A 19,859-nucleotide genomic window follows, 5' to 3' on the forward strand; every position below is an offset into this window, starting at 1 on the left:
GGTTTGTGTGAAAGACGACACTTCCTTCGGTAGTATGAAGAAATAAAAACATGAATGTTCTCAAACGCCCTATAAAAAGGGCGTTTTTTTCATGTACCTTCACAAGCATGATGTCCAAATTTTAGACAAATCCGTTCGTTGAAATTTCAGAAATTTGGAATTAAAATGAAATTAAGGGCCATTATTTAGTCATCAGATGACCAGATACAAATCAAAGTGCAGCAAAAGAAAGGAAGTTCGCCGATGAGAGTCAGTTTATTTGTCACCTGTATCATTGACACGATGCAGCCACATGTAGGAAAGGCGACTGTTGAGGTATTAGAGCGGCTTGGTGTTGAAGTGGAATTCCCTGAAGAACAAGTGTGCTGCGGGCAGCCCGCCTTTAACAGCGGCTATACAAAAGAAACAATCAAAGCGGCCAAAAATATGATGAAAGCCTTTGAATCAGCTGAATATGTCGTCACACCATCAGGTTCTTGTAAGGCCATGTTTTTAGAATATCCGCACCTTTTTAAAGAAGACCGAGCGTGGTTCGCCCGTGCTCAGGCACTTGCTGCGAAAACATATGAATTAACGGAATTTATTGTTGATATATTACATGTAACAGATGTAGGAGCGAGTTTGAAAGGAAAAGCCACCTATCATACCTCCTGCCATATGACGAGACTGCTTAGAATTAAGGAAGCGCCTTTCACACTGTTGTCAAATGTCAAAGATTTGGTGATGGAACCATTGCCTCGCGCTGAAAATTGCTGCGGATTTGGAGGAACTTTTTCAATCAAAATGACACCCATTTCTGAGCAGATGGTCGATGAAAAAGTACAAAGCATAGAGGAGACAGGCGCTGAATATATCATCGGTGCTGACTGTGGATGTCTGCTGAATATCGGGGGAAGGCTGAATCGTCTTCATAAGCCAGTTAAAGTGATGCATATCGCAGAAGTGTTGAATAGCCGCTGAAGCTAAGAGGGGGAACGGCACATGAGTATGAAAATTGGAGAGAAGGCTTTTAAAGAGCGGATCGGCGAAGGATTAGAAGACGCTGTGATGAGAGGAGCTGTTTCCTCTGCACAGGAGCGTCTGTATAAAAGACGGATGACTGCAAGTGAAGTGCTTGGAAACTGGGAAAAGTGGCGTGAACTTGGAGAGGACATCAGGCAGCATACACTTGCCCACCTTGATGACTACTTATATCAATTAAGTGAGAGCGTGAGTAGACGTGGAGGTCATGTGTTTTTTGCAAAAACAAAGGAAGAGGCATCGGCGTACATCCAAGATGTCGCACAAAAAAAAGCAGCAAAAAAGATCGTGAAATCAAAATCAATGGTCACAGAAGAAATTGAAATGAATCAAGCGCTAGAAGAGATTGGCTGCGAGGTAGTTGAAAGCGATCTTGGAGAATATATTCTTCAAGTTGATGACCATGAACCACCTTCACATATCGTGGCACCAGCCCTTCATATGACGAAAGAACAAATACGGGAAGTTTTTCACGAAAAGCTTGGATATGATATGTCAGAGACTCCTGAAGAAATGACCAAATTTGTAAGAGCTTTGTTACGAGAAAAATTTCTTGAAGCAGACATTGGTGTGACGGGCTGTAACTTTGCTGTGGCTGACACAGGATCGATTTGTCTTGTGACGAATGAAGGGAATGCGGATCTTGTCACGTCCATTCCAAAGACACATATCGCAGTCATGGGGATGGAGCGGCTTGTACCAACGATGGAGGAGCTCGATGTCCTTGTCGGTCTATTGTGCAGAAGCGCAGTCGGTCAAAAGTTAACAAGCTATATCTCTGTCGTGGGGCCAAAAGGAGAAGAAGAAGTTGATGGGCCAGAAGAGTTCCATTTGGTCATTGTGGATAACGGACGGTCAAACATATTAGGGACAGAATTTCAGCCAGTTTTGCAATGTATTCGGTGTGCAGCCTGTATCAATGTGTGCCCCGTTTATCGGCATGTTGGCGGTCATTCGTACGGATCAATTTACCCGGGTCCGATTGGTGCTGTTCTTTCGCCGCTACTTGGAGGATATGACGACTACCAAGAGCTTCCTTTCGCCTCAAGTTTGTGCGCAGCCTGTACAGATGCTTGTCCAGTGAAAATTCCACTTCACGAATTATTAATCAAACATCGACAAGTCATCGTTGAAAAAGAGGGGAGAGCGCCTAAAGCGGAAATGATGGCAATGAAAATGTTCGGAATGGGCGTATCCACTCCTAGAATGTATCGATTTGGCACAAAAGCAGCCCCTGTGCTCTTGAAACGTATGGCTTCAAACGGACAGATTTCAAAAGGTGAGGGTCCTTTAAAGAATTGGACAGAAATTCGTGACCTCCCAGCGCCAAGCAAAGAAAGGTTTCGGGATTGGTTTAAAAAGAAACAAAAGGAGGAGCGGCAATGAAAGGAACCATTTCTCATCGAGATCCATTTTTAGCACATATCCAGCAACAATTAGGCAAAAGCTCCTCCAAGCCTGCATCTATTCGGCGTCCGGTTTGGAAGCATCGAGTCAATTGGGAAACAAATGAAGGTCTGTCGAAAGAAGAATTGGTAGAGCAATTGAAGGTGCAATGTCAGCAAATTTATACGAAAGTGGTAGAAACAACGCCAAAAGAAGCACCCTCAACGTTACGATTATTGATGAAAGAGTATGGAGAAGGTCCTGTGATGACTTCGAGCGATAGACGTTTTGCACAATATGAATGTCATCCTATGTTTCAAGCCTTGCGGAAAGAAGGAATCTCAGTCACTAGCTGGAATGCAGATACATTAAGAGAAGAAAATATAAGGCGGGCAGAACAAGCGAAATATGCAGTGGTATTCAGCGATTACACACTTGCAGAATCCGGAACCGTTGTTCTTTCCTCCCATCAAGGTCAAGGGAGAGCACTTCATTTTTTACCGATGATGTATATCGTATGTATTGAAAAAAGCACAATTGTCCCGCGGATGATTCATGCTGTTTCAGCTCTTCATCGCCTAGTAGAAGAAGGAGAGCAGACGAAAGGCGCCATTCATTTTATATCAGGTCCAAGTAATTCTGCCGATATTGAAATGAATTTAGTCGTTGGTGTTCATGGGCCGGTGCGGGCTGTGTATGTATTAATAGATGATGAATGAGGGCTTTCGTGAAGAAAGCTCCAGCGTGTAGGCAAACCCTCGCATTCGGTGTCATTCCTGCGCTTCGGTGCTCACGAATGTTAAATTCGCTCCGCGCCGATGCTCGTCCTTCCTAGGACTGCAAGGGTTTTCTATCACGCTGAAAAGAAGACAAAGGGCTAAAATAAAGTTCATTTTAGCCCTTTGTCAACAATCTGGGGCTTTCGTGAAGAAAGCTTTTTTTATGTAAACATTCTTAAAATTCATCTTGCCTCTAGGCGAATAGTCATAGTAAGATGACGTCATATAAGATGAGAAGCTCATCTACTGCTGATGTAAAGGAAGCTGCTAATGGAAATGAAGACAAATTCTCCAAAGAAGTCGATTGCGGTGCCGCTTGTGATCTCCATCATTGCGATTTCGTTTTCGGCCATTATTGTGAAGTGGTCAAGTGCGCCTGCTGCTATTTTAAGTATGTATCGAATGATATTTGCGGCGGTTTTGATGCTTCCCTTTATTCTGCCGCGTCAAAAAGAGCTTGTCTCGTTAAAGCGGAGAGACTGGTTTTTCTTATGTATGTCAGGTTTCTTTTTAGGGCTCCATTTTGTTTTGTGGTTCGGCTCATTGAAGCTCACCACAGTGGCGAGCTCTACAATCATCATTGCACTTCAGCCGATGGTGTCATTATTAGGCGGATTTCTCATTTTTCGTGAACGAACAACGAAGTCAGCCATTTTCACAATGTGTGCGGCGATTGTTGGTGCGCTCATGATTGGATGGGGGGATATCGGACATAACCAAGACGCCATTATAGGAGACATTTTATCCTTTTTCAGTGTAATCGCTGTTGTTTGTTATTTATTAATCGGTCAACAAGCTGTGAGAAAGATATCTCATTGGATTTATAGTTTTTGTGTATTTGGTTTTGCCGGCCTTTTTTTAATTTTATTTAACCTTATACAGCAAACGCCTTTTGTAGGCTATTCGGGTAAAGAATGGGGGATTTTCTTACTGCTCGCCATTATCCCTACCATGTCCCATGTGATTAATAACTGGCTGTTAACCTATGTGAATGCGACAACTATTTCAATGAGTATTCTAGGCGAACCTGTTGGGGCAACGATACTCGCTGTTTTACTGCTTGGAGAGAAAGTCACGCTGCTACAAATGTTCGGTGGTCTTCTTGTTCTTTTAGGTGTCTTTTTCTTTTTGATGCAGCAGCGACAAGGGATCGTGATGAAAACAAAAAAATCCGGTTAACTCCCGGATTTTTTTACTCTTTTAAATGATTTTTTTCAATTACTTTGTTTAATCTAGCCTCGACTTTCTTCAATTCCACTTGTTTTCTTCTTATCATTCGAATCGCGATGACAACGATGGTCACGATCAATGCGATGAATAGAAGAGAAAATACTTGAAATACAATATCCCCAATATTGAATGCAGCCCTCTCTTCATTAGACATATGTAACCCCTCCCTTTCGATATCTATATATTACCATATTCAATAAAAGATTGAGATTTATCCATAATTTATCTATAATAGGTAAAATATCACTCATTAAAGGAGAACCATTATGAGAACTTTAGTCCTTTTACGAGGTCTCCCAGGTGCAGGTAAATCAACTTGGATCAAAGAACAAGGCTTAGAACCATATACATTATCAGCGGATCAGATCCGTCTGTTAACCCAGCCTCCGCAGTTATCAGTCAATGGGAAACCAGAAATTTCAAGCAAACATGATCATAAAGTCTGGTCTTTATTATTTGAACTCCTCACAGCCCGAATGGAACGAGGAGACTTTACTGTCATTGATGCAACACATGTCACAAGTAAGTCCATTTCGCAGTATAAATCATTAGCTACTTCATACCGCTATAGAGTGTATGTCGTCGATTTTACGCAAGTGCCTCTTGAAACAGCCTTGCTGCAAAATCGCTGTCGAGAGCCGCACAAAGTAGTGAAGGAATCTGTTTTATATCAAATGAATGAACGGTTAAAGACAGAGAAGGTGCCTTCATGGGTAACCGTTTTGACGCCTGAGGAATATCCAGCCATTATGACGTATCAGCCCAGGTCTTTTGATCAGTATGAGGCCATTCACGTCTTCGGTGATATTCACGGCTGTTACACAGCTCTAAATACTTATTTGCAAGGAGACTTGAAAGAAAACGAGCTTTATATCTTTGCAGGTGATTTGCTTGATAGAGGAATAGAAAACAAGGAAGTTTTAGAATGGATGCTGGCACATAGAGAATGCCGCAATGTGATCGTCATTGAAGGAAATCATGATCAGCATCTTTACAAATATGCACATGAAGAAAAAGTGAGAAGTAATATGTTTAACCGTCATACTGCGCCTGAAATTGCGGAAGCAGGTTTTGACCTAAAAGAATTAAGGAAGTTTGTCAGAACATTTCATCAGCTCACCTATTTTACGTATCATGGTCAGACATTTCTTGTCACCCATGGTGGGCTTGCCCATTTGCCAGAAGAGCTTCTGCATGTCTCAACGCAGCAGCTTATTCACGGAGTAGGTGAATATTCAGATGACATTGACCACTTATTTGTGCAAAATACTGCTGGATTAGATATCATTCAAATTCACGGTCATCGCAATTTATATAGACTGCCTATCCAAGCGGCGGAAAGATCTTATAATCTCGAAGGTCAGGTTGAATTTGGCGGACAGCTGCGTGTGTTAAAAATCACAGCAGGCGGGATTGAGACACATGAAATTGACAATCCTGTCTACAGAGCTTCTGAAAACAAGCAACCGGTCTTTGTTCAGCCCAATTTGACGCTGGATGATTTTTTAGCCCATTTAGATCAGCATGAATATGTACAGGAATTAAAGCTGCCACACGATATTTCATCTTTTAATTTCACCAAAAAAGCATTTAGTGAAAGACAATGGGATGAAATAAATGTCAAAGCAAGAGGGTTGTTTATCAATATGACTTCAAAGCAGATTGTGTCTAGAAGTTATAATAAGTTCTTTAATATTGATGAACGTCCTGAAACAAGAATGCAGCATTTAGTGAATCATCTTCAATTTCCTGTGACGGTCTATGATAAAGCAAATGGATACTTAGGCACGGTTGGGTTTAACGAAATAAAAGATGAGCTGGTGTTTACGTCCAAATCGTATACGTCACATGTGAAGCAAAATCAGCATGCTGCTTGGGTCGAAGAGCTATTTTATGCGACCTTTGACGATGTGCAGGTCGATTACATCAAATCATACGTACGTGACAACCATGTATCCCTTGTATTTGAAGTCATTTTGCCAGAGAAAGACCCGCATATTATCACATATGATCATGATCAACTCATTTTACTTGATATCGTGAAGCGTCAGCTGAGCTATGAAAAAGAACCATTTGCTGAAGTGAAAAGGCTCAGTGAACAGCTTGGCATGCGGTGCAAACAGCAAGTGGCAGTGTTTCATGATTGGACCTCTTTCTATAAATGGTATCAATCTGTATCACATGATGACACAATCAAAGAAGAAGGTTATGTCATTGAGGATAATAGTGGCTTTATGACCAAGTTAAAGCTTTCTTATTATCAATTTTGGAAGCAAATGCGATCCATTAAACAGCGTGTTGCAGATAAGCGCTCCACCCAAAAATATATGCAGGCTTTGCAAACAGCAGAGCAAGCAAGATTTTATACATGGCTACTCCAGCAAGATCCAGTAAACGTGAGAAACAGCTCAATCATTGAGCTGCGTTCACAATTTGAGCAAACAGAAGCGGCCCATTTGAATAATGACGGAATAAATGCATAGTCTAACAAAGAGTCTTTTCTAAAGAAAAGGCTTTTTTTCATGAAATCGAAAGGTGGAAGCTGAAATGCCAGATCATATTGAAGTCATTCTTCGAACCATATTCGCTTTTGCTATTTTATTCGGCGGTGCCCGTCTTCTTGGAAAGCAAACCATTGCACAAATGAATATTTTTGATTTCATTGCGGCGATCAGTCTAGGTTCAATTGCGGCGAACTTGGCGTTTAATACTACGCTTCCGCTTCATCACACAACCATTTCTTTTGTGACACTTGTGATCATTATTTATGTGATTTCTTTACTTGCTTTAAGAAGCCGGAAGGTGAGAGGTTTTATGGCCGGTAAACCAACGCTTGTGATTCAAAATGGCAAAATCCTTGAAGAGAATATGAAAGGAATGAGGTATACACTTGATTATTTAAATCAACAGCTCAGAGAAAAGAATGTGTTTGACATTAGTGAAGTTGAATTTGCAATGATTGAAACAGATGGGCATATGTCGGTGAAAAAATACCCTTCATTTGATTATGTCACGCGAAAAGATCTTAACCTATGGATGCAGGCAGAGCGTTACATGCCCATTGAAGTCATTATGGACGGAAAGCTCATTTTGAAAAACCTTCATGAAAACCAATTAACGGAGCAGTGGATATATGAAGAAATTCAAAAAAGGCAGCTGTCTTTAAAAGACATTGTTTATGCGGTTCGTTCAAGTAATGGCAGTTTATATATTGATACATATGACGATCACATCCATTCTCCAATTGACCAAGAATGAACATATAGTTCAGTCGACACCCGCGCGTCACAGAACTGCCAATATTTATAAGTCGTTTGGATGTCATCTATCTAGGTATCATTTCTCAATTATTATTATTTTCAAAAAATGTAGTGACGGAGAAAAATAAGTATGTTTAAGTATAAATAGAAGAATTTAAAATATTAATATAATATACATCAAGCGGAATGAACATTCATTCCTGATAAAACGAAAGGAGAGGATGAAATGCCCGCAGCAACTACTGATAAACAGGAGCAGATTATGAAGGCTTCTCTGGACTTATTTATTGAACGGGGTTTTGACGGTACAACGATGCCGATGATTTCGAAAAGAGCCAATGTTGGAGCAGGAACCATTTATCGTTATTTTGATAGTAAAGAAGCTCTTGTGAACATTTTATACCAGCGAAGTCTGACTGCATTTATCGACAAGGTGAATACAAACAGTCCAGACCCTAAAGCAAGCATTAGGGCTTATTTCAAACATGTCTTTTATTGCTTAGTGCTCTTTACAAAAGAGAATCCAAGTGGTCTGTACTTCTTAGAAATTGACAAACGCTCACACTATTTAGATGAGAAAAGTAAAGAGAAGATGCAGCAGCTATTAAATGAGCTATTTCATATTTTTGAAGAAGGCAAAAAGGATGGAATTCATCCAAATCTTTCAGGGAGAACAATTTTATCCATTGTATTTGGAGCGTTCGTTCAGCTTCATAAACAGATTCTAGCAGAGGAAATTGAACCAACGATTGAATTTTTAGAAGATATTGAGCAATGCTTATGGCGTGCCATTAGCGTTGCATCATAAAGAAATAAAGGGAGTGGGCACATGCAACAAACATCAATCATTCCAAAACCAAAAACATACGGACCTTTAAAAAATATTCCTCATATCAAAAAAGGAGAGCTTTCTCAAACTTTTTGGCGGCTGGCAGATCAATTAGGGCCGATCTTTCAGTTTGAATTTTCAAAAGCAACAAGTATTTTTGTTTCCAGCCATGAACTTGCCAAAGAAGTATTTGATGAGAGGCGTTTTGATAAATTCATTGGAAGCAGTCTCAATAAAGTGAGAACATTTTCAGGGGATGGGTTATTTACAAGTTGGACAGAAGAGCCGAATTGGAGAAAGGCTCATCACATCTTGATGCCGGCGTTTAGCCAGCAGGCCATGAAGGGCTATCATGAGATGATGCTCGATATTGCCACACAGCTTGTACAAAAATGGCAAAGAACGGGCCGTGATGAAGAAATTGAAGTAGCAGAGGATATGACAAAGCTCACTTTAGATACGATCGGGCTATGCGGTTTTGATTTTCGATTTAACAGCTTTTATAAAGAAAATCAACATCCATTTATTGAAAGCATGCTGAATGGTTTAAATGAAGCGATGGATCAAGCAAGCAGATTGCCGGTCGCAGATAAATTAATGATCAAAAGAAGAAAAGAATTTGAACAAGATGTTGATTTTATGAAGCAATTAGTAGATGACATTATTCAAGAACGGAAAAAACAAGATAAAACGGGCAATGATTTACTATCTCTCATGCTACATGCAAAGGATCCTGAAACAGGTGAACGCCTGTCGGATGAAAATATCCGTTATCAAATCATTACCTTCTTAATAGCAGGTCATGAAACAACAAGTGGATTGTTGTCATTTGCGATTTATTTTTTACTAAAGAATCCAGACAAATTAAAAAAAGCCGTACAAGAAGCAGACAACGTGCTACAAGGCGGACTGCCGACATTTAAGCAGGTTCAAAAACTAAGTTATACGCGTATGGTCTTAAATGAAGCACTTCGCCTCTGGCCGACGGCGCCTACGTTCTCTCTTTATGCGAAAGAGGATACAGTCATTGGAGGAAAATATCCGATCCAAAAAAACCAAAGTGTCAATGTGCTGCTTCCTAAATTACATCGGGATCAAGCGGTTTGGGGGGAGGATGCAGAAGAATTCAAGCCTGAACGTTTTATGCATCCTGAAAAGATTCCACAGCATGCCTATAAACCGTTCGGAAATGGCCAGCGTGCATGTATTGGGATGCAATTTGCCCTTCATGAAGCCACGATGGTTCTGGCGATGGTTCTGCACAACCTTGAACTGATTGACCATACGTCGTATGAACTGGATTTAAAAGAATCTCTGACCATTAAGCCGAATGATTTTAAAATCAAAGTGCGGCCAAGAAAGCAGCAATTCTTTATGGCGCCTCCGAAAGAAGAACCAACAAAAAGCACGGCATCTGCTGAAGCAAAAATAGCGAGTCATGGAACACCGCTATTGGTCTTGTACGGATCAAATCTGGGCACAGCAAAGCAGATGGCAAACGAATTTGCTGAAGACGGGAAAGCAAAAGGGTTTGACGTGACAACGGCACCGCTTGATGATTATACTCGAAAGTTACCAGAGTCAGGCGCAGTTTTAATTGTAACGGCTTCATACAACGGTCATCCGCCTGATCATGCGAAACAGTTTGTGGATTGGGTGACGCAGGATGATGAGCAGGATCTATCAAATGTGACATTTGCAGTTTTTGGGTGTGGGGATCGAAATTGGGCGAGCACGTATCAGCGTATTCCTCGTCTGATTGATGAAGCACTTGAAAGAAAAAGGGCGAAGCGTGTAACGGATATTGGTGAAGGCGATGCGGGCGGTGATATGGATGAAGATAAAGAAACATTCCAGAAGACAGTCTTCGATGAGCTTGCAAAAGAATTCAATTTAACCTTGCAGGAGAAACGCCAAGAAAAGCCAAACCTATCCATTGCATATACGAATGAGCTAGTGGAACGTCCTGTTGCTAAAACATACGGTGCCTTTTCAGCTGTTGTATTGAAAAATCAAGAATTACAATCTGAAAAAAGTACCCGCCAAACAAGGCATATCGAACTTCAATTACCTGAAGGCAAGCACTATAAAGAAGGAGATCATATCGGAATCGTGCCAAAAAATAGTGCAACACTCGTTCAGCGAGTGACCGATCGTTTTAAGCTCGATCCAGATCAGCACATGATACTCTCTTCGGAAAAAGAAGCAAGTCATTTACCATTAAATCAGCCAATTCAAGTCGGAGAATTGCTGGCGTCACATGTAGAGCTGCAAGAGCCTGTGACACGTACTCAGCTAAGAGAACTTGCAAAATATACGGTATGCCCACCTCATCGTATTGAACTTGAACAAATGGCGGGAGAAATTTATCAAGAAGCTGTATTAAAGAAGCGTGTGACCATGCTTGATTTACTAGAACAGTACGAAGCATGTGAACTGCCATTTGCTCATTTTTTAGCCCTTTTACCAGGATTGAAGCCTCGTTATTACTCGATCTCCAGTTCGCCAAAGGTAGATGAAAAGAGGCTTAGTATCACAGTAGCTGTTGTGAAAGGAAAATCATGGAGCGGACGCGGTGAATATGCAGGCGTCGCATCAAACTATTTATGCGGACTGCAAGAAGGAGATGAAGTGGCCTGCTTCCTTCATGAAGCTCAAGCAGGATTCGAAATGCCGCCTTCTCCTGAAATACCAATGATCATGATTGGACCAGGAACAGGTATCGCCCCGTTTAGAGGGTTCATTCAGGCAAGGGAAGCTTGGCAAAATGAAGGGAAGTCGTTAGGTGAAGCCCATCTTTATTTTGGCTGCCGCCACCCGCATGAAGATGATCTGTATTATGACGAAATGCAGCTTGCACAAGAAAAAGGAGCCGTCACCATCCACCGTGCTTACTCTCGCTACGAGGAGCAAAAAGTGTATGTCCAGCACTTCATTAAAAATGATGGAGCCAAGCTCATTGAATTGCTCGACAAAGGCGCCTACCTGTATATTTGCGGGGATGGAAAGGTCATGGCACCAGATGTCGAGGCAACACTTATTGAACTGTATCAGACTGAGAAACAGTGTGCGAAAGAAACAGCTGAACAATGGCTGACATCTTTAGCCAATGACAACAGATATGTAAAAGATGTATGGAGCTGATCATGTTGAAACCGCCAAATTGGCGGTTTTCAGCATGTAGACAAACCCTCACATTCTTTGTCAGTCCTGCGTGCTGGTGCTCACGAATGTCAAATTCGCTCCAGTACTCGTCCTTCCTAGGGCTGCAAAGGTTTTCTATCACACTGAAAAGAAGACAAAGGGCTAAAATAAATCACATTTTAGCCCTTTGTCAACAATCTTGAAACCGCCAAATTGGCGGTTTTTTCTGTTTTCAAAGAGAGATCGCTAGAATAAATATTTGGAAGATACAAAACACCTAATTTACAAATGAAATATTTTGTAAAAAATAAGAATATTCTCTCATTTACTCCAATATGAAACAATCGTATCATTTTTGATATAGGACATAAAGGAGGAATATGATGAAAAAGGTGAAAAAATTAATCCCTTCTCTACTCGTTTTTGGTGCTTTAAGTGTGCCTAGTTTTGCCCATGCAGCATCTGATTCAGTACTTACGTCTGACTATGACATGGTGACTTCTGACGGAAAGGTGATTTCTTCAGCTGACTTCCACAACGATATGAAAACCCCCTCATCCTTTGACAAAGTGGATGATCTCTCTTCTACTATTGGCGAAAAAGTAAAACCACTCACAAAATATTTAAAAGACTTTCAAACAAAAGTAGTCATTGGAGACGATGGTAGAACAAAAGTGACGAATACAAGAGTAGCCCCCTATAATTCTATTGCTTATATTACATTTGGCGGATCTAGCTGCACCGGAACACTCATTGCTCCAAACAAAATATTGACAAACGGACACTGTGTCTACAATACAGCCACAAGAAGCTATAGTGCAAAAGGGTCTGTCTACCCAGGCATGAATGACAGCACGGCCGTGAACGGCTCAGCAAACATGACCGAATTCTATGTACCAAGCGGATATATCAACACGGGGGCGAGTCAATATGATTTTGCCGTCATTAAAACAGATACGAACATTGGAAATACGGTCGGCTACCGCTCTATTCGTCAAGTGACAAATCTAACAGGTACAACGATTAAAATTTCTGGATATCCAGGTGATAAAATGAGATCGACTGGCAAAGTGTCACAATGGGAAATGTCAGGTCCAGTCACGAGAGAAGATACGAATCTCGCATACTATACGATCGATACATTTAGCGGAAACTCTGGCTCTGCGATGCTAGATCAGAACCAACAAATCGTTGGGGTCCATAATGCGGGTTATTCAAACGGAACGATCAACGGCGGACCAAAAGCGACTGCTGCTTTTGTTGAATTTATCAACTATGCGAAGGCGCAATAAAAAATAGGGCATTCAGCTTGTTTCCTTTACAGGGGACAGGCTTTTTTTATCGTCAAATGCAGAAAAGTTTCTTTTTTTGTTCATCACTATTTCATATTTAAAAGCTATGCTGAATGAAATAAATGAAAAAGAAAGAAGAGATATGAGTGAAAAATAAAAAAATAGATATGATATTGTTGTTGATTTTACTGATCGCAGCTTTTCTCTACACTTATCAAATTTGGCAGAATGACAGTGCCAATCAATATTATTTAGCTGCAGTCAAAAGTATGTCCAAAAGCTTCCATCACTTTTTTTATGCCTCGTTTGATGCAACTGGATTCGTATCAATTGATAAACCACCCTTCGTTTTATGGATTCAAACCATCAGTGCACTTATTTTTGGCTTTCATACATGGAGTGTGATATTGCCGCAGGCGCTTGCTGGAGTGGGGTCTGTTCTTCTTCTTTATCTCATGATAAAACCGGCTTTCGGTCAAGGTGCTGCAAGGGTGTCAGCGGCCGTTATGGCTCTCACACCAATTGCCGCAGCTGTGAGCAGAACGAACAATATCGACAGTATGCTCGTCTTCACATTACTTGCGGGTACGTATTTCTTGATGCGTGCTGTAAAAAGAGGGAAGTTGCGCTGGCTTCTTATTGCCTTCGCTTTGGTAGCGGTAGGATTTAATATGAAGATGCTGCAAGCGTTTATGGTCGTTCCAGCATTTATTTTCTACTATTTCATTGCTGCTCGCGTACCGTTAAAAAAGAAAATTTTCTCTCTCTTATGCTCTATGGTCGTATTAGTCTGCTTATCTCTATCGTGGGCAGTTGCTGTAGATATGACAGCTGAAAGTGAGCGCCCTTATGTGGGAAGCAGCCAAACAAATTCAGTGTTAGAACTTGCCTTTGGTTATAACGGCACGGAACGGCTGCTTGGTCAGACGACAGGGAAATCCTTTGGAGACATGAACCAGCAAGCAGGTATGGTGATGCCAGATCATTCTGGATTAGGCGATTCGTCAGAGGATCAGTCAAACAGAAATCAGCCGCCTCCATCCCAAAATCAAATGATGCCACCTCAACATGGTCCAGGTGGTGGTTCTCCGCCTGGAAGTGCTGTAGGTCAACAAAGTATGAATATGTATGGCACTGGGAATCCCGGCGTATTTCGTTTATTTCAATCTGCATTGTCAGGTCAAATCAGCTGGATGCTGCCGTTTGCTTTGTTTGGGCTTTTAGGGATGATCATCAGTTGGTGGAAGGAGAGAAAAGCTCAATTAAATGAATGGAAACAAACGATGTTTTGGACAGCATGGCTGATTCCTGCTGCCGGATTCTTTAGTATTGCGGGTTTCTTTCACCATTACTATCTCATTATGCTTGCCCCGCCTATCGCAGCACTAAGCGGCATAGGAGCTAAGAAGATGAAAGAGTTATTTAAGGCAAACAAAGGAGTATCTGCGTATTTGCTTCCAGCAGCAATCGCTGTTACAGCCATCTTCCAAGGGTATATTTTGAGTAACTATACGACTCAAATCAGTAGTATTTGGATGTATGCCATTGCGATTGCGGGAACAAGTATCGCTATCCTATTGCTGATGTATAGAGAAAAACAATTGATAATGAAACGACTGCTCATCACTGCTTTGACAACGCTGTTACTGTTTCCAGGTTTTTGGTCCGCCACCCCAATCATATATGGTGGAAATGCTGTTCTTCCAGAGGCAGGTGTACAGCTGGCTAGTTCACGAGGAGGGAACATGTTTACATCTAGTGTCGATCAAGGCTTACTCACTTATTTAAAGGCTCATCAAACAGGTGAAACGTATTTATTTGCAATGCTTACGACTGTTACCGCAGCGCCATATATCATTGATGAAGATGAGAATGTCATGGCATTAGGTGGTTTTAATGGGACAGATCCTATTTTGACTGTCAACAAATTAAAAGCACTTATTCAACAAGGAAAGGTGAAATACTTTTTATTACCAGACAATCAGTCATCAGCTAACAGCAAATTGGTTAGCTGGATTAAATCACATGGTACAGTCATCTTATCTGAAGAATATAAACGATCCTCATCAGCTGAAGAGGGGATGCCGTCCGAGATGTCTTCACAAAACGAAACATTATATAGAGTAGATGAAATATCTTAAGTAGAACAAGGCGAATGATGAAGAGATCATTCGTTTTTTCTTATGGATCAGTATCTAGGAAGATTCAGCTCATGTTTTTCACATGTCATCACTCAGCCACTCATACATTAAAAATGACTCATTCCCTTCAAGTCAACATCATTTCATCAAAAGTATGAGGAGGTCACGAGCTTTTGAAGATGAGAAAAGGCTGGATCGCTGCTGTCGTTCTTTGTTTTGTCATTTGGATGGGTGCGTTATTAGGTGGTTTTGGAGAGGATCGTTTCGCAAAAGGGGCAGATCGTTATGATCATGTGATTCAATTTCCTAAGGAACGGTATCCTGAAACAGGCAGTCATATTCAAGAAGCTATTCGAAAAGGACACTCAGACGTGTGTACCATTGACCGAAATGGGGCAGATGCCCGCAGGCAAGAATCATTAAAAGGAATTCCCACAAAACCTGGTTTTGACCGGGATGAATGGCCGATGGCGGTGTGTCTTGAAGGAGGAAAGGGGGCGAGCGTTCAATATGTCAGTCCATCAGATAATAGAGGCGCTGGTTCATGGGGCGGGCATCAAATCAGTGGGTATCCTGACGGGAAACGAATTTTATTTATTGTCAAATAAACATAGACAAGAGGCTCCTTGAGAGGGGCTCTTTTTGTTCAACAGGAGCGTATTCGAGCTAGCAGGTACAAAAGATTCAGTGGTACAATCAATCCATCAGGTACAAAGACTGACAAGTAGAAAATGTGAAGGGACATATGCTTATGGAAAAGAACCGTGCATTATACGATTTTTTCATGCAACATGCAGAGAAACTGACTGAAACATGGTATGAATCAATTGAGGATGATGATCCAGAATCCATTTATCGTTCAACAGATTCCAGCATCATAGCAGAGCTAAAACGGCAAAATCAAGATTATTATCAGCATTTTATACGCGCACTTATTGAAGACAAGACGTATTTACATACGAAATTTAAAAAATGGTCTGAAGACTTAGCAAGTGATCCGAAGCACTTGAACACGCCATTAGATTACGTCGTGAGAGAATATATGTCCAATCAAAGAGTAGTTCTTCATTACTTAAAAGAGTTTATAAAACAGCATCAAGGTGATATTGACATTGACCGAATATTTTATTGGTATGATTTGATATCTGAGGCATTTAACATTTCAATTCATGTCTTTATTCAGCAATATGTGAAAAATACCACCAAAAAACTCGTTGCACAAAGAGACATGATTTATGAGTTGAGTTCCCCAGTCATTGTGTTAAAAAGTCATGTTGCCTTATTGCCTTTAGTTGGAGATATTGACACTGCGCGAGCAAAGATTATCTTAGAAAATACATTAAAACAGTGTTCGCAAAAAGGTGTTCAACATTTATGTATTGATTTATCGGGTGTCGTCATCATTGATACGATGGTAGCACATCAAATCTTTGATCTTGTCACGTCACTTCGGTTAATCGGGGTTGATACGACCATTTCAGGTATTAGACCAGAAATTGCTCAAACGGCTGTACAGCTTGGACTTCCTTTTAATGAATTTCAAACGGCTTCATCACTTGCTCACGCTTTAGATCGTATGACTGAATTTTCACCAATATAAAAAACCAGGCCGTTTACTAGGCCTGGTTTTTTATTTAGATCACAGCGTCAATTTTTGTTACTTTCCAATCCTTTTGTACTTTCTCGAAAGTGACAGTACGTTTTACTTTGCGTCCATCAAGTGTTGGGACTGTGAATTCGTATGTGCGGATTGTATTTTTCTTAGAGACGAGTTTAGGTGTTGCCTTATCCCAATTAAGCATATTGTCTCCGTCACCAACTGGCACAGCCATTTTTCCTTTATGAACGATGAACTGATAGTCTTTTAAACCGTGAGTAATGGCATCTTTTGTGAACACTTGAGATAGATAGCTGTTTAGTTTTTTCTTTGTATCAAATGTGTTAGACAGGTAGTTGTAAGTCATGTCTTTATAAGTAAATGATTTTAATTTGTAATCTGAATGCTCTTTAATGTTGTAGCCTGACATAGCACTCCAAAAGTGTTCTCTTGCATCAAGGGCAATATGTAACGCTTCTTTATTTGTCAAAGCGGCTGATTTTTTGGAAGCGGCCAGTGTTGTTGTTTGTAATGAGATCATAAGCATAATAGCGGTTAATAAAACAAATAATTTTTTCAAGGCGATTGCCTCCTTTTCTCAATGAAAACTTCTTATGTTACAAATGTTACAATAGTTACAGAGGTATTACAAGTATTAAATCTAAATGTTTTTTATTTCTTTTCTTTCTATCTATATAACGTTTGAGGGAGACAAAAAGTTTTCATTTTTTTATTTTTTTCTTCCTCATTAGTATTTAACCGTTCTAAAGAAGAATAAAACGTCTTTTGGAAAGATTTCTATTTGTCTCCTCAACACTCTTTTTTTATGTATGACATATACTGTCGTGATGAATGTCTAAGAAAGTGGTGTTTAGTATGTATAATCCATATGAAGGTACGTGGAATGGGTACTTGTACGATCGGCAGGTACAAAGCATGCCGGCGTTTCCTATTTCTCAAGTTGGAGGATTTCCCGGCTTGCCATTCGGAGGGACTGGGCAAGGGCAAGGTGCAGGAGGACAATCGGTCCCGCCAGCCCCGCCGCAGCATATCATCTCGCAATATCAACAAGCAGTCTCTCAGCCTCAAAGTATGCAGCCGCTCATTGCAGGGCAGAGTGTAGGCGGAAGCCAGCAAACGGTTCAATTTGCAGCTGGATGTAATAGAAGGTGGACCATTGTGTTCCTTAGAAACGGTCAAGTATTTCTCATGTATGTTCTTTCGTCGCAGCCTTTTGGCCGTACAACAGGTTTCATATGGCCGAACTTTACATTCGGCTCGTTCCCAAGCTCCAGTATTCTTGCATATTCTTGTTCATAAAAGACAAAGCCGGCTCTCATCAGCAGTTGATGAAATACCGGCTTTTTTTAATGAATATTTCTAAATACGCCAATCACTTTACCTAGTATACTCACATTCTGTAAAATAATCGGTTCCATTGATGGATTCTCGGGCTGTAATCTAAAGTGTGTATCTTCCTTATAAAAACGTTTCACTGTTGCTTCATCTTCTTCTGTCATAGCCACCACGATATCTCCATTGTTGGCAGTGCTTTGCTGACGCACAATGACGTAGTCTTTGTCCAAAATACCTGCATCAATCATACTTTCTCCCATAATTTCAAGCATAAATACTTGTTCATCTGGCGCTGCAAAAGTTTCTGGAAGTGGGAAATATTCTTCTACATTCTCAACAGCCGTGATAGGCAAGCCTGCTGTGACTTTTCCGATGACTGGAACATTCATTACAGCGCTCTTTGGAATATTCATTTCCTCTTCATCTAGTACTTCGATCGCTCTAGGTTTTGTTGGGTCTCTTCTAATTAAACCTTTCGTTTCTAGTCTAGCTAAATGTCCATGGACAGTTGAACTTGATGCTAGACCGACAGCTTCGCCAATTTCACGAACGGATGGGGGATAACCCTTGCTTTTTACTTCTTCTTTTATGAATTTCAGGATATCGAGTTGTCTTTTTGATAGCTTCGTCATCTTTTGCACCTCAAAACGTCAATTTTAAAGAAATTATAGCATGTTTTTCCTAACAGTACAAACATAGGTTCGAAAAAAACGTTTGACAGAAACGTTTGTTCGTATTTATAATGAGTGACAGAAAGAACGAACACACATTCTATTAGGAGAGATGACATTATGAGGTTAAAGGAATCTATTATTTTTATTGGGCTATTCTCATTCATCGTTGGCATATTTCTCTCACTTATTGCAGTCACTAGCCATAATGATCCAAATCAATATGTTAAAATAGAGGTTCAATCAGGTGATACTCTTTGGGGATTAGCTGACCAAGTAAACGACAGTAAATCAATCGATAAAAATGCTTTTATTGACTGGGTAACTGAACACAATGATCTCGCTTCAACTGACATCCAGCCTGGAGATATCCTTGTCATTCCAGTTAAAAAAGAGCATCCAGTCGTATATCAACTTGCAACAGTACAGTAGAAAGGTCGATTGAAGACATGAATGCAATCATTTATGCGAGAGTAAGTACTGCCAAAGAAGAGCAAGAAACCTCGCTTAAAAGACAAGAAGAAGAACTGCTTGCTTTAGCCGCAGCGCACAAGATGAATGTAGTCAAAGTGATTAAAGAAAAAGCGAGTGGATACGATCTTGATCGTGACGGTGTTTTTGACATGCTGGCTGCGCTGAAAGAGGAAGAAATCGATGCTGTTCTCATTCAAGATGAGACACGCCTTGGAAGAGGGCAGGCGAAAATCGCTCTTCTCCATTGTCTGTTTAAAGAAAAAGTCAAGGTGTACAGCGTATTTCATAGAGGAGAGCTTGAGCTTTCAGAAGCAGACGAGATGGTCATTGAAATTGTAGGCGTTGTAGAAGAGTATCAGCGGAAAATTCATAATTTGAAAATTAAGCGTGGGATGAAAAAAGCTGTTGAGCGAGGGTATCAACCCGAACTGAATTTAAAACACCAAGAACAGGCGCCTGGCCGCGAACGTATTGAAGTACCAATTTCTGAAATTGTTCGATTAAGAAAAAACAACATGACATTTGCTGAAATTGCAGTGACATTGCAGGCACTTGGTTTTGACATTTCAAAAGCAACCGTCCATAGAAGGTACCAAGAATATGAAAAAGGGCTTGCGACTTAAAGCGTGATTTGTTGTAAAAATGACTGATATTTAGTAGTATGTAGAGAAAATGTTTTA

General features: G+C 40.6%; 18 protein-coding genes. 15 read left to right on the forward strand and 3 right to left on the reverse strand.

Annotation, left to right across the window (positions count from 1 at the left end; translation table 11 throughout):
* The first annotated feature begins 243 nt into the window (after positions 1 to 243).
* The 4 genes from V7L95_RS15430 (at position 244) to V7L95_RS15445 (ending at position 4,364) form a co-directional block, all read left to right on the forward strand.
* Positions 244 to 960, forward strand: a complete 717-nt coding sequence (locus V7L95_RS15430; RefSeq protein WP_035700904.1) for a (Fe-S)-binding protein — start codon at positions 244 to 246, stop codon at positions 958 to 960.
* A gap of 21 nt (positions 961 to 981) precedes the next feature.
* Positions 982 to 2,406 (forward strand): LutB/LldF family L-lactate oxidation iron-sulfur protein, encoded by a 1,425-nt coding sequence (locus tag V7L95_RS15435; protein ID WP_265786167.1) that lies wholly within the window; start codon positions 982 to 984, stop codon positions 2,404 to 2,406.
* A complete protein-coding gene (locus tag V7L95_RS15440) occupies positions 2,403 to 3,125 on the forward strand; it encodes a lactate utilization protein C (RefSeq protein WP_340967134.1) in 723 nt (240 codons plus the stop codon). Before V7L95_RS15435 ends, V7L95_RS15440 begins: the two co-directional genes overlap by 4 nt.
* A 330-nt stretch (positions 3,126 to 3,455) precedes the next feature.
* Positions 3,456 to 4,364, forward strand: a complete 909-nt coding sequence (locus V7L95_RS15445) for a DMT family transporter (RefSeq protein ID WP_265786166.1) — start codon at positions 3,456 to 3,458, stop codon at positions 4,362 to 4,364.
* A 13-nt stretch (positions 4,365 to 4,377) separates the two neighbouring features.
* Here V7L95_RS15445 and V7L95_RS15450 read toward each other — a convergent pair whose 3' ends face one another.
* Complete coding sequence (locus V7L95_RS15450; protein WP_081114950.1) at positions 4,378 to 4,569, reverse strand: hypothetical protein; 192 nt, start codon at positions 4,567 to 4,569, stop codon at positions 4,378 to 4,380.
* A 112-nt stretch (positions 4,570 to 4,681) separates the two neighbouring features.
* Here V7L95_RS15450 and V7L95_RS15455 point away from each other — a divergent pair, with 112 nt between their 5' ends.
* From V7L95_RS15455 to V7L95_RS15490, 8 genes are all read left to right on the forward strand, one after another.
* A complete protein-coding gene (locus V7L95_RS15455; protein ID WP_210552447.1) occupies positions 4,682 to 6,898 on the forward strand; it encodes an RNA ligase in 2,217 nt (738 codons plus the stop codon).
* 64 nt (positions 6,899 to 6,962) lie between these two features.
* Positions 6,963 to 7,673, forward strand: coding sequence for a DUF421 domain-containing protein (locus V7L95_RS15460; protein ID WP_017359590.1), 711 nt, complete (start codon positions 6,963 to 6,965; stop codon positions 7,671 to 7,673).
* A 228-nt stretch (positions 7,674 to 7,901) separates the two neighbouring features.
* Positions 7,902 to 8,483: a TetR/AcrR family transcriptional regulator gene (locus V7L95_RS15465; RefSeq protein WP_017359589.1), complete on the forward strand. Its 582-nt coding sequence runs from the start codon at positions 7,902 to 7,904 to the stop codon at positions 8,481 to 8,483.
* A gap of 21 nt (positions 8,484 to 8,504) precedes the next feature.
* A complete protein-coding gene (locus tag V7L95_RS15470) occupies positions 8,505 to 11,648 on the forward strand; it encodes a bifunctional cytochrome P450/NADPH--P450 reductase (RefSeq protein WP_340967146.1) in 3,144 nt (1,047 codons plus the stop codon).
* Positions 11,649 to 12,031: 383 nt separating this feature from the next.
* Positions 12,032 to 12,940 carry a trypsin-like serine protease gene (locus V7L95_RS15475; RefSeq protein WP_008343827.1) on the forward strand — a complete coding sequence of 303 codons (909 nt, stop codon included), beginning with the start codon at positions 12,032 to 12,034 and terminating at the stop codon, positions 12,938 to 12,940.
* Between the two features lie 146 nt (positions 12,941 to 13,086).
* Positions 13,087 to 15,081, forward strand: a complete 1,995-nt coding sequence (locus V7L95_RS15480; protein WP_048002684.1) for a glycosyltransferase family 39 protein — start codon at positions 13,087 to 13,089, stop codon at positions 15,079 to 15,081.
* Between the two features lie 227 nt (positions 15,082 to 15,308).
* Positions 15,309 to 15,689 carry a NucA/NucB deoxyribonuclease domain-containing protein gene (locus V7L95_RS15485; RefSeq protein ID WP_234932518.1) on the forward strand — a complete coding sequence of 127 codons (381 nt, stop codon included), beginning with the start codon at positions 15,309 to 15,311 and terminating at the stop codon, positions 15,687 to 15,689.
* Between the two features lie 143 nt (positions 15,690 to 15,832).
* A complete protein-coding gene (locus tag V7L95_RS15490) occupies positions 15,833 to 16,681 on the forward strand; it encodes an STAS domain-containing protein (protein ID WP_008343823.1) in 849 nt (282 codons plus the stop codon).
* Between the two features lie 34 nt (positions 16,682 to 16,715).
* On the opposite strand, the gene V7L95_RS15495 is transcribed toward V7L95_RS15490, so the two are convergent.
* Positions 16,716 to 17,258, reverse strand: coding sequence for an IseA DL-endopeptidase inhibitor family protein (locus V7L95_RS15495; protein WP_008343822.1), 543 nt, complete (start codon positions 17,256 to 17,258; stop codon positions 16,716 to 16,718).
* Between the two features lie 296 nt (positions 17,259 to 17,554).
* On the opposite strand from V7L95_RS15495, the gene V7L95_RS15500 reads away from it, so the two are divergent.
* Positions 17,555 to 17,998 (forward strand): hypothetical protein, encoded by a 444-nt coding sequence (locus V7L95_RS15500; protein ID WP_008343821.1) that lies wholly within the window; start codon positions 17,555 to 17,557, stop codon positions 17,996 to 17,998.
* Between the two features lie 47 nt (positions 17,999 to 18,045).
* Here the strand turns inward: V7L95_RS15500 and lexA are convergent, their stop codons facing one another.
* On the reverse strand, positions 18,046 to 18,666 hold the full coding sequence (lexA, locus tag V7L95_RS15505) for a transcriptional repressor LexA (protein WP_007499350.1): 621 nt from the start codon (positions 18,664 to 18,666) through the stop codon (positions 18,046 to 18,048).
* A gap of 159 nt (positions 18,667 to 18,825) precedes the next feature.
* Here lexA and yneA point away from each other — a divergent pair, with 159 nt between their 5' ends.
* Together yneA and V7L95_RS15515 are read left to right on the forward strand one after the other, a co-directional pair.
* Positions 18,826 to 19,137 carry a cell division suppressor protein YneA gene (gene yneA, locus V7L95_RS15510; RefSeq protein ID WP_007499348.1) on the forward strand — a complete coding sequence of 104 codons (312 nt, stop codon included), beginning with the start codon at positions 18,826 to 18,828 and terminating at the stop codon, positions 19,135 to 19,137.
* A gap of 17 nt (positions 19,138 to 19,154) precedes the next feature.
* A complete protein-coding gene (locus tag V7L95_RS15515) occupies positions 19,155 to 19,802 on the forward strand; it encodes a recombinase family protein (protein WP_017359583.1) in 648 nt (215 codons plus the stop codon).
* Positions 19,803 to 19,859: the final 57 nt, after the last annotated feature.

It is taken from the genome of Bacillus sp. PPSBB_11, from assembly GCF_038023285.1.
Lineage (GTDB): Bacteria > Bacillota > Bacilli > Bacillales > Bacillaceae > Bacillus > Bacillus altitudinis.

Excerpts from the sequence above, each read along its gene's own strand:
- V7L95_RS15430 (WP_035700904.1), top strand. The coding sequence starts at position 244 with ATGAGAGTCAGTTTATTTGTCACCTGTATCATTGACACGATGCAGCCA.
- V7L95_RS15435 (WP_265786167.1), top strand. The coding sequence starts at position 982 with ATGAGTATGAAAATTGGAGAGAAGGCTTTTAAAGAGCGGATCGGCGAA.
- V7L95_RS15440 (WP_340967134.1), top strand. The coding sequence starts at position 2,403 with ATGAAAGGAACCATTTCTCATCGAGATCCATTTTTAGCACATATCCAG.
- V7L95_RS15445 (WP_265786166.1), top strand. The coding sequence starts at position 3,456 with ATGGAAATGAAGACAAATTCTCCAAAGAAGTCGATTGCGGTGCCGCTT.
- V7L95_RS15450 (WP_081114950.1), bottom strand. The coding sequence starts at position 4,569 with ATGTCTAATGAAGAGAGGGCTGCATTCAATATTGGGGATATTGTATTT.
- V7L95_RS15455 (WP_210552447.1), top strand. The coding sequence starts at position 4,682 with ATGAGAACTTTAGTCCTTTTACGAGGTCTCCCAGGTGCAGGTAAATCA.
- V7L95_RS15460 (WP_017359590.1), top strand. The coding sequence starts at position 6,963 with ATGCCAGATCATATTGAAGTCATTCTTCGAACCATATTCGCTTTTGCT.
- V7L95_RS15465 (WP_017359589.1), top strand. The coding sequence starts at position 7,902 with ATGCCCGCAGCAACTACTGATAAACAGGAGCAGATTATGAAGGCTTCT.
- V7L95_RS15470 (WP_340967146.1), top strand. The coding sequence starts at position 8,505 with ATGCAACAAACATCAATCATTCCAAAACCAAAAACATACGGACCTTTA.
- V7L95_RS15475 (WP_008343827.1), top strand. The coding sequence starts at position 12,032 with ATGAAAAAGGTGAAAAAATTAATCCCTTCTCTACTCGTTTTTGGTGCT.
- V7L95_RS15485 (WP_234932518.1), top strand. The coding sequence starts at position 15,309 with ATGGGTGCGTTATTAGGTGGTTTTGGAGAGGATCGTTTCGCAAAAGGG.
- V7L95_RS15490 (WP_008343823.1), top strand. The coding sequence starts at position 15,833 with ATGGAAAAGAACCGTGCATTATACGATTTTTTCATGCAACATGCAGAG.
- V7L95_RS15500 (WP_008343821.1), top strand. The coding sequence starts at position 17,555 with ATGTATAATCCATATGAAGGTACGTGGAATGGGTACTTGTACGATCGG.
- lexA (WP_007499350.1), bottom strand. The coding sequence starts at position 18,666 with ATGACGAAGCTATCAAAAAGACAACTCGATATCCTGAAATTCATAAAA.
- yneA (WP_007499348.1), top strand. The coding sequence starts at position 18,826 with ATGAGGTTAAAGGAATCTATTATTTTTATTGGGCTATTCTCATTCATC.
- V7L95_RS15515 (WP_017359583.1), top strand. The coding sequence starts at position 19,155 with ATGAATGCAATCATTTATGCGAGAGTAAGTACTGCCAAAGAAGAGCAA.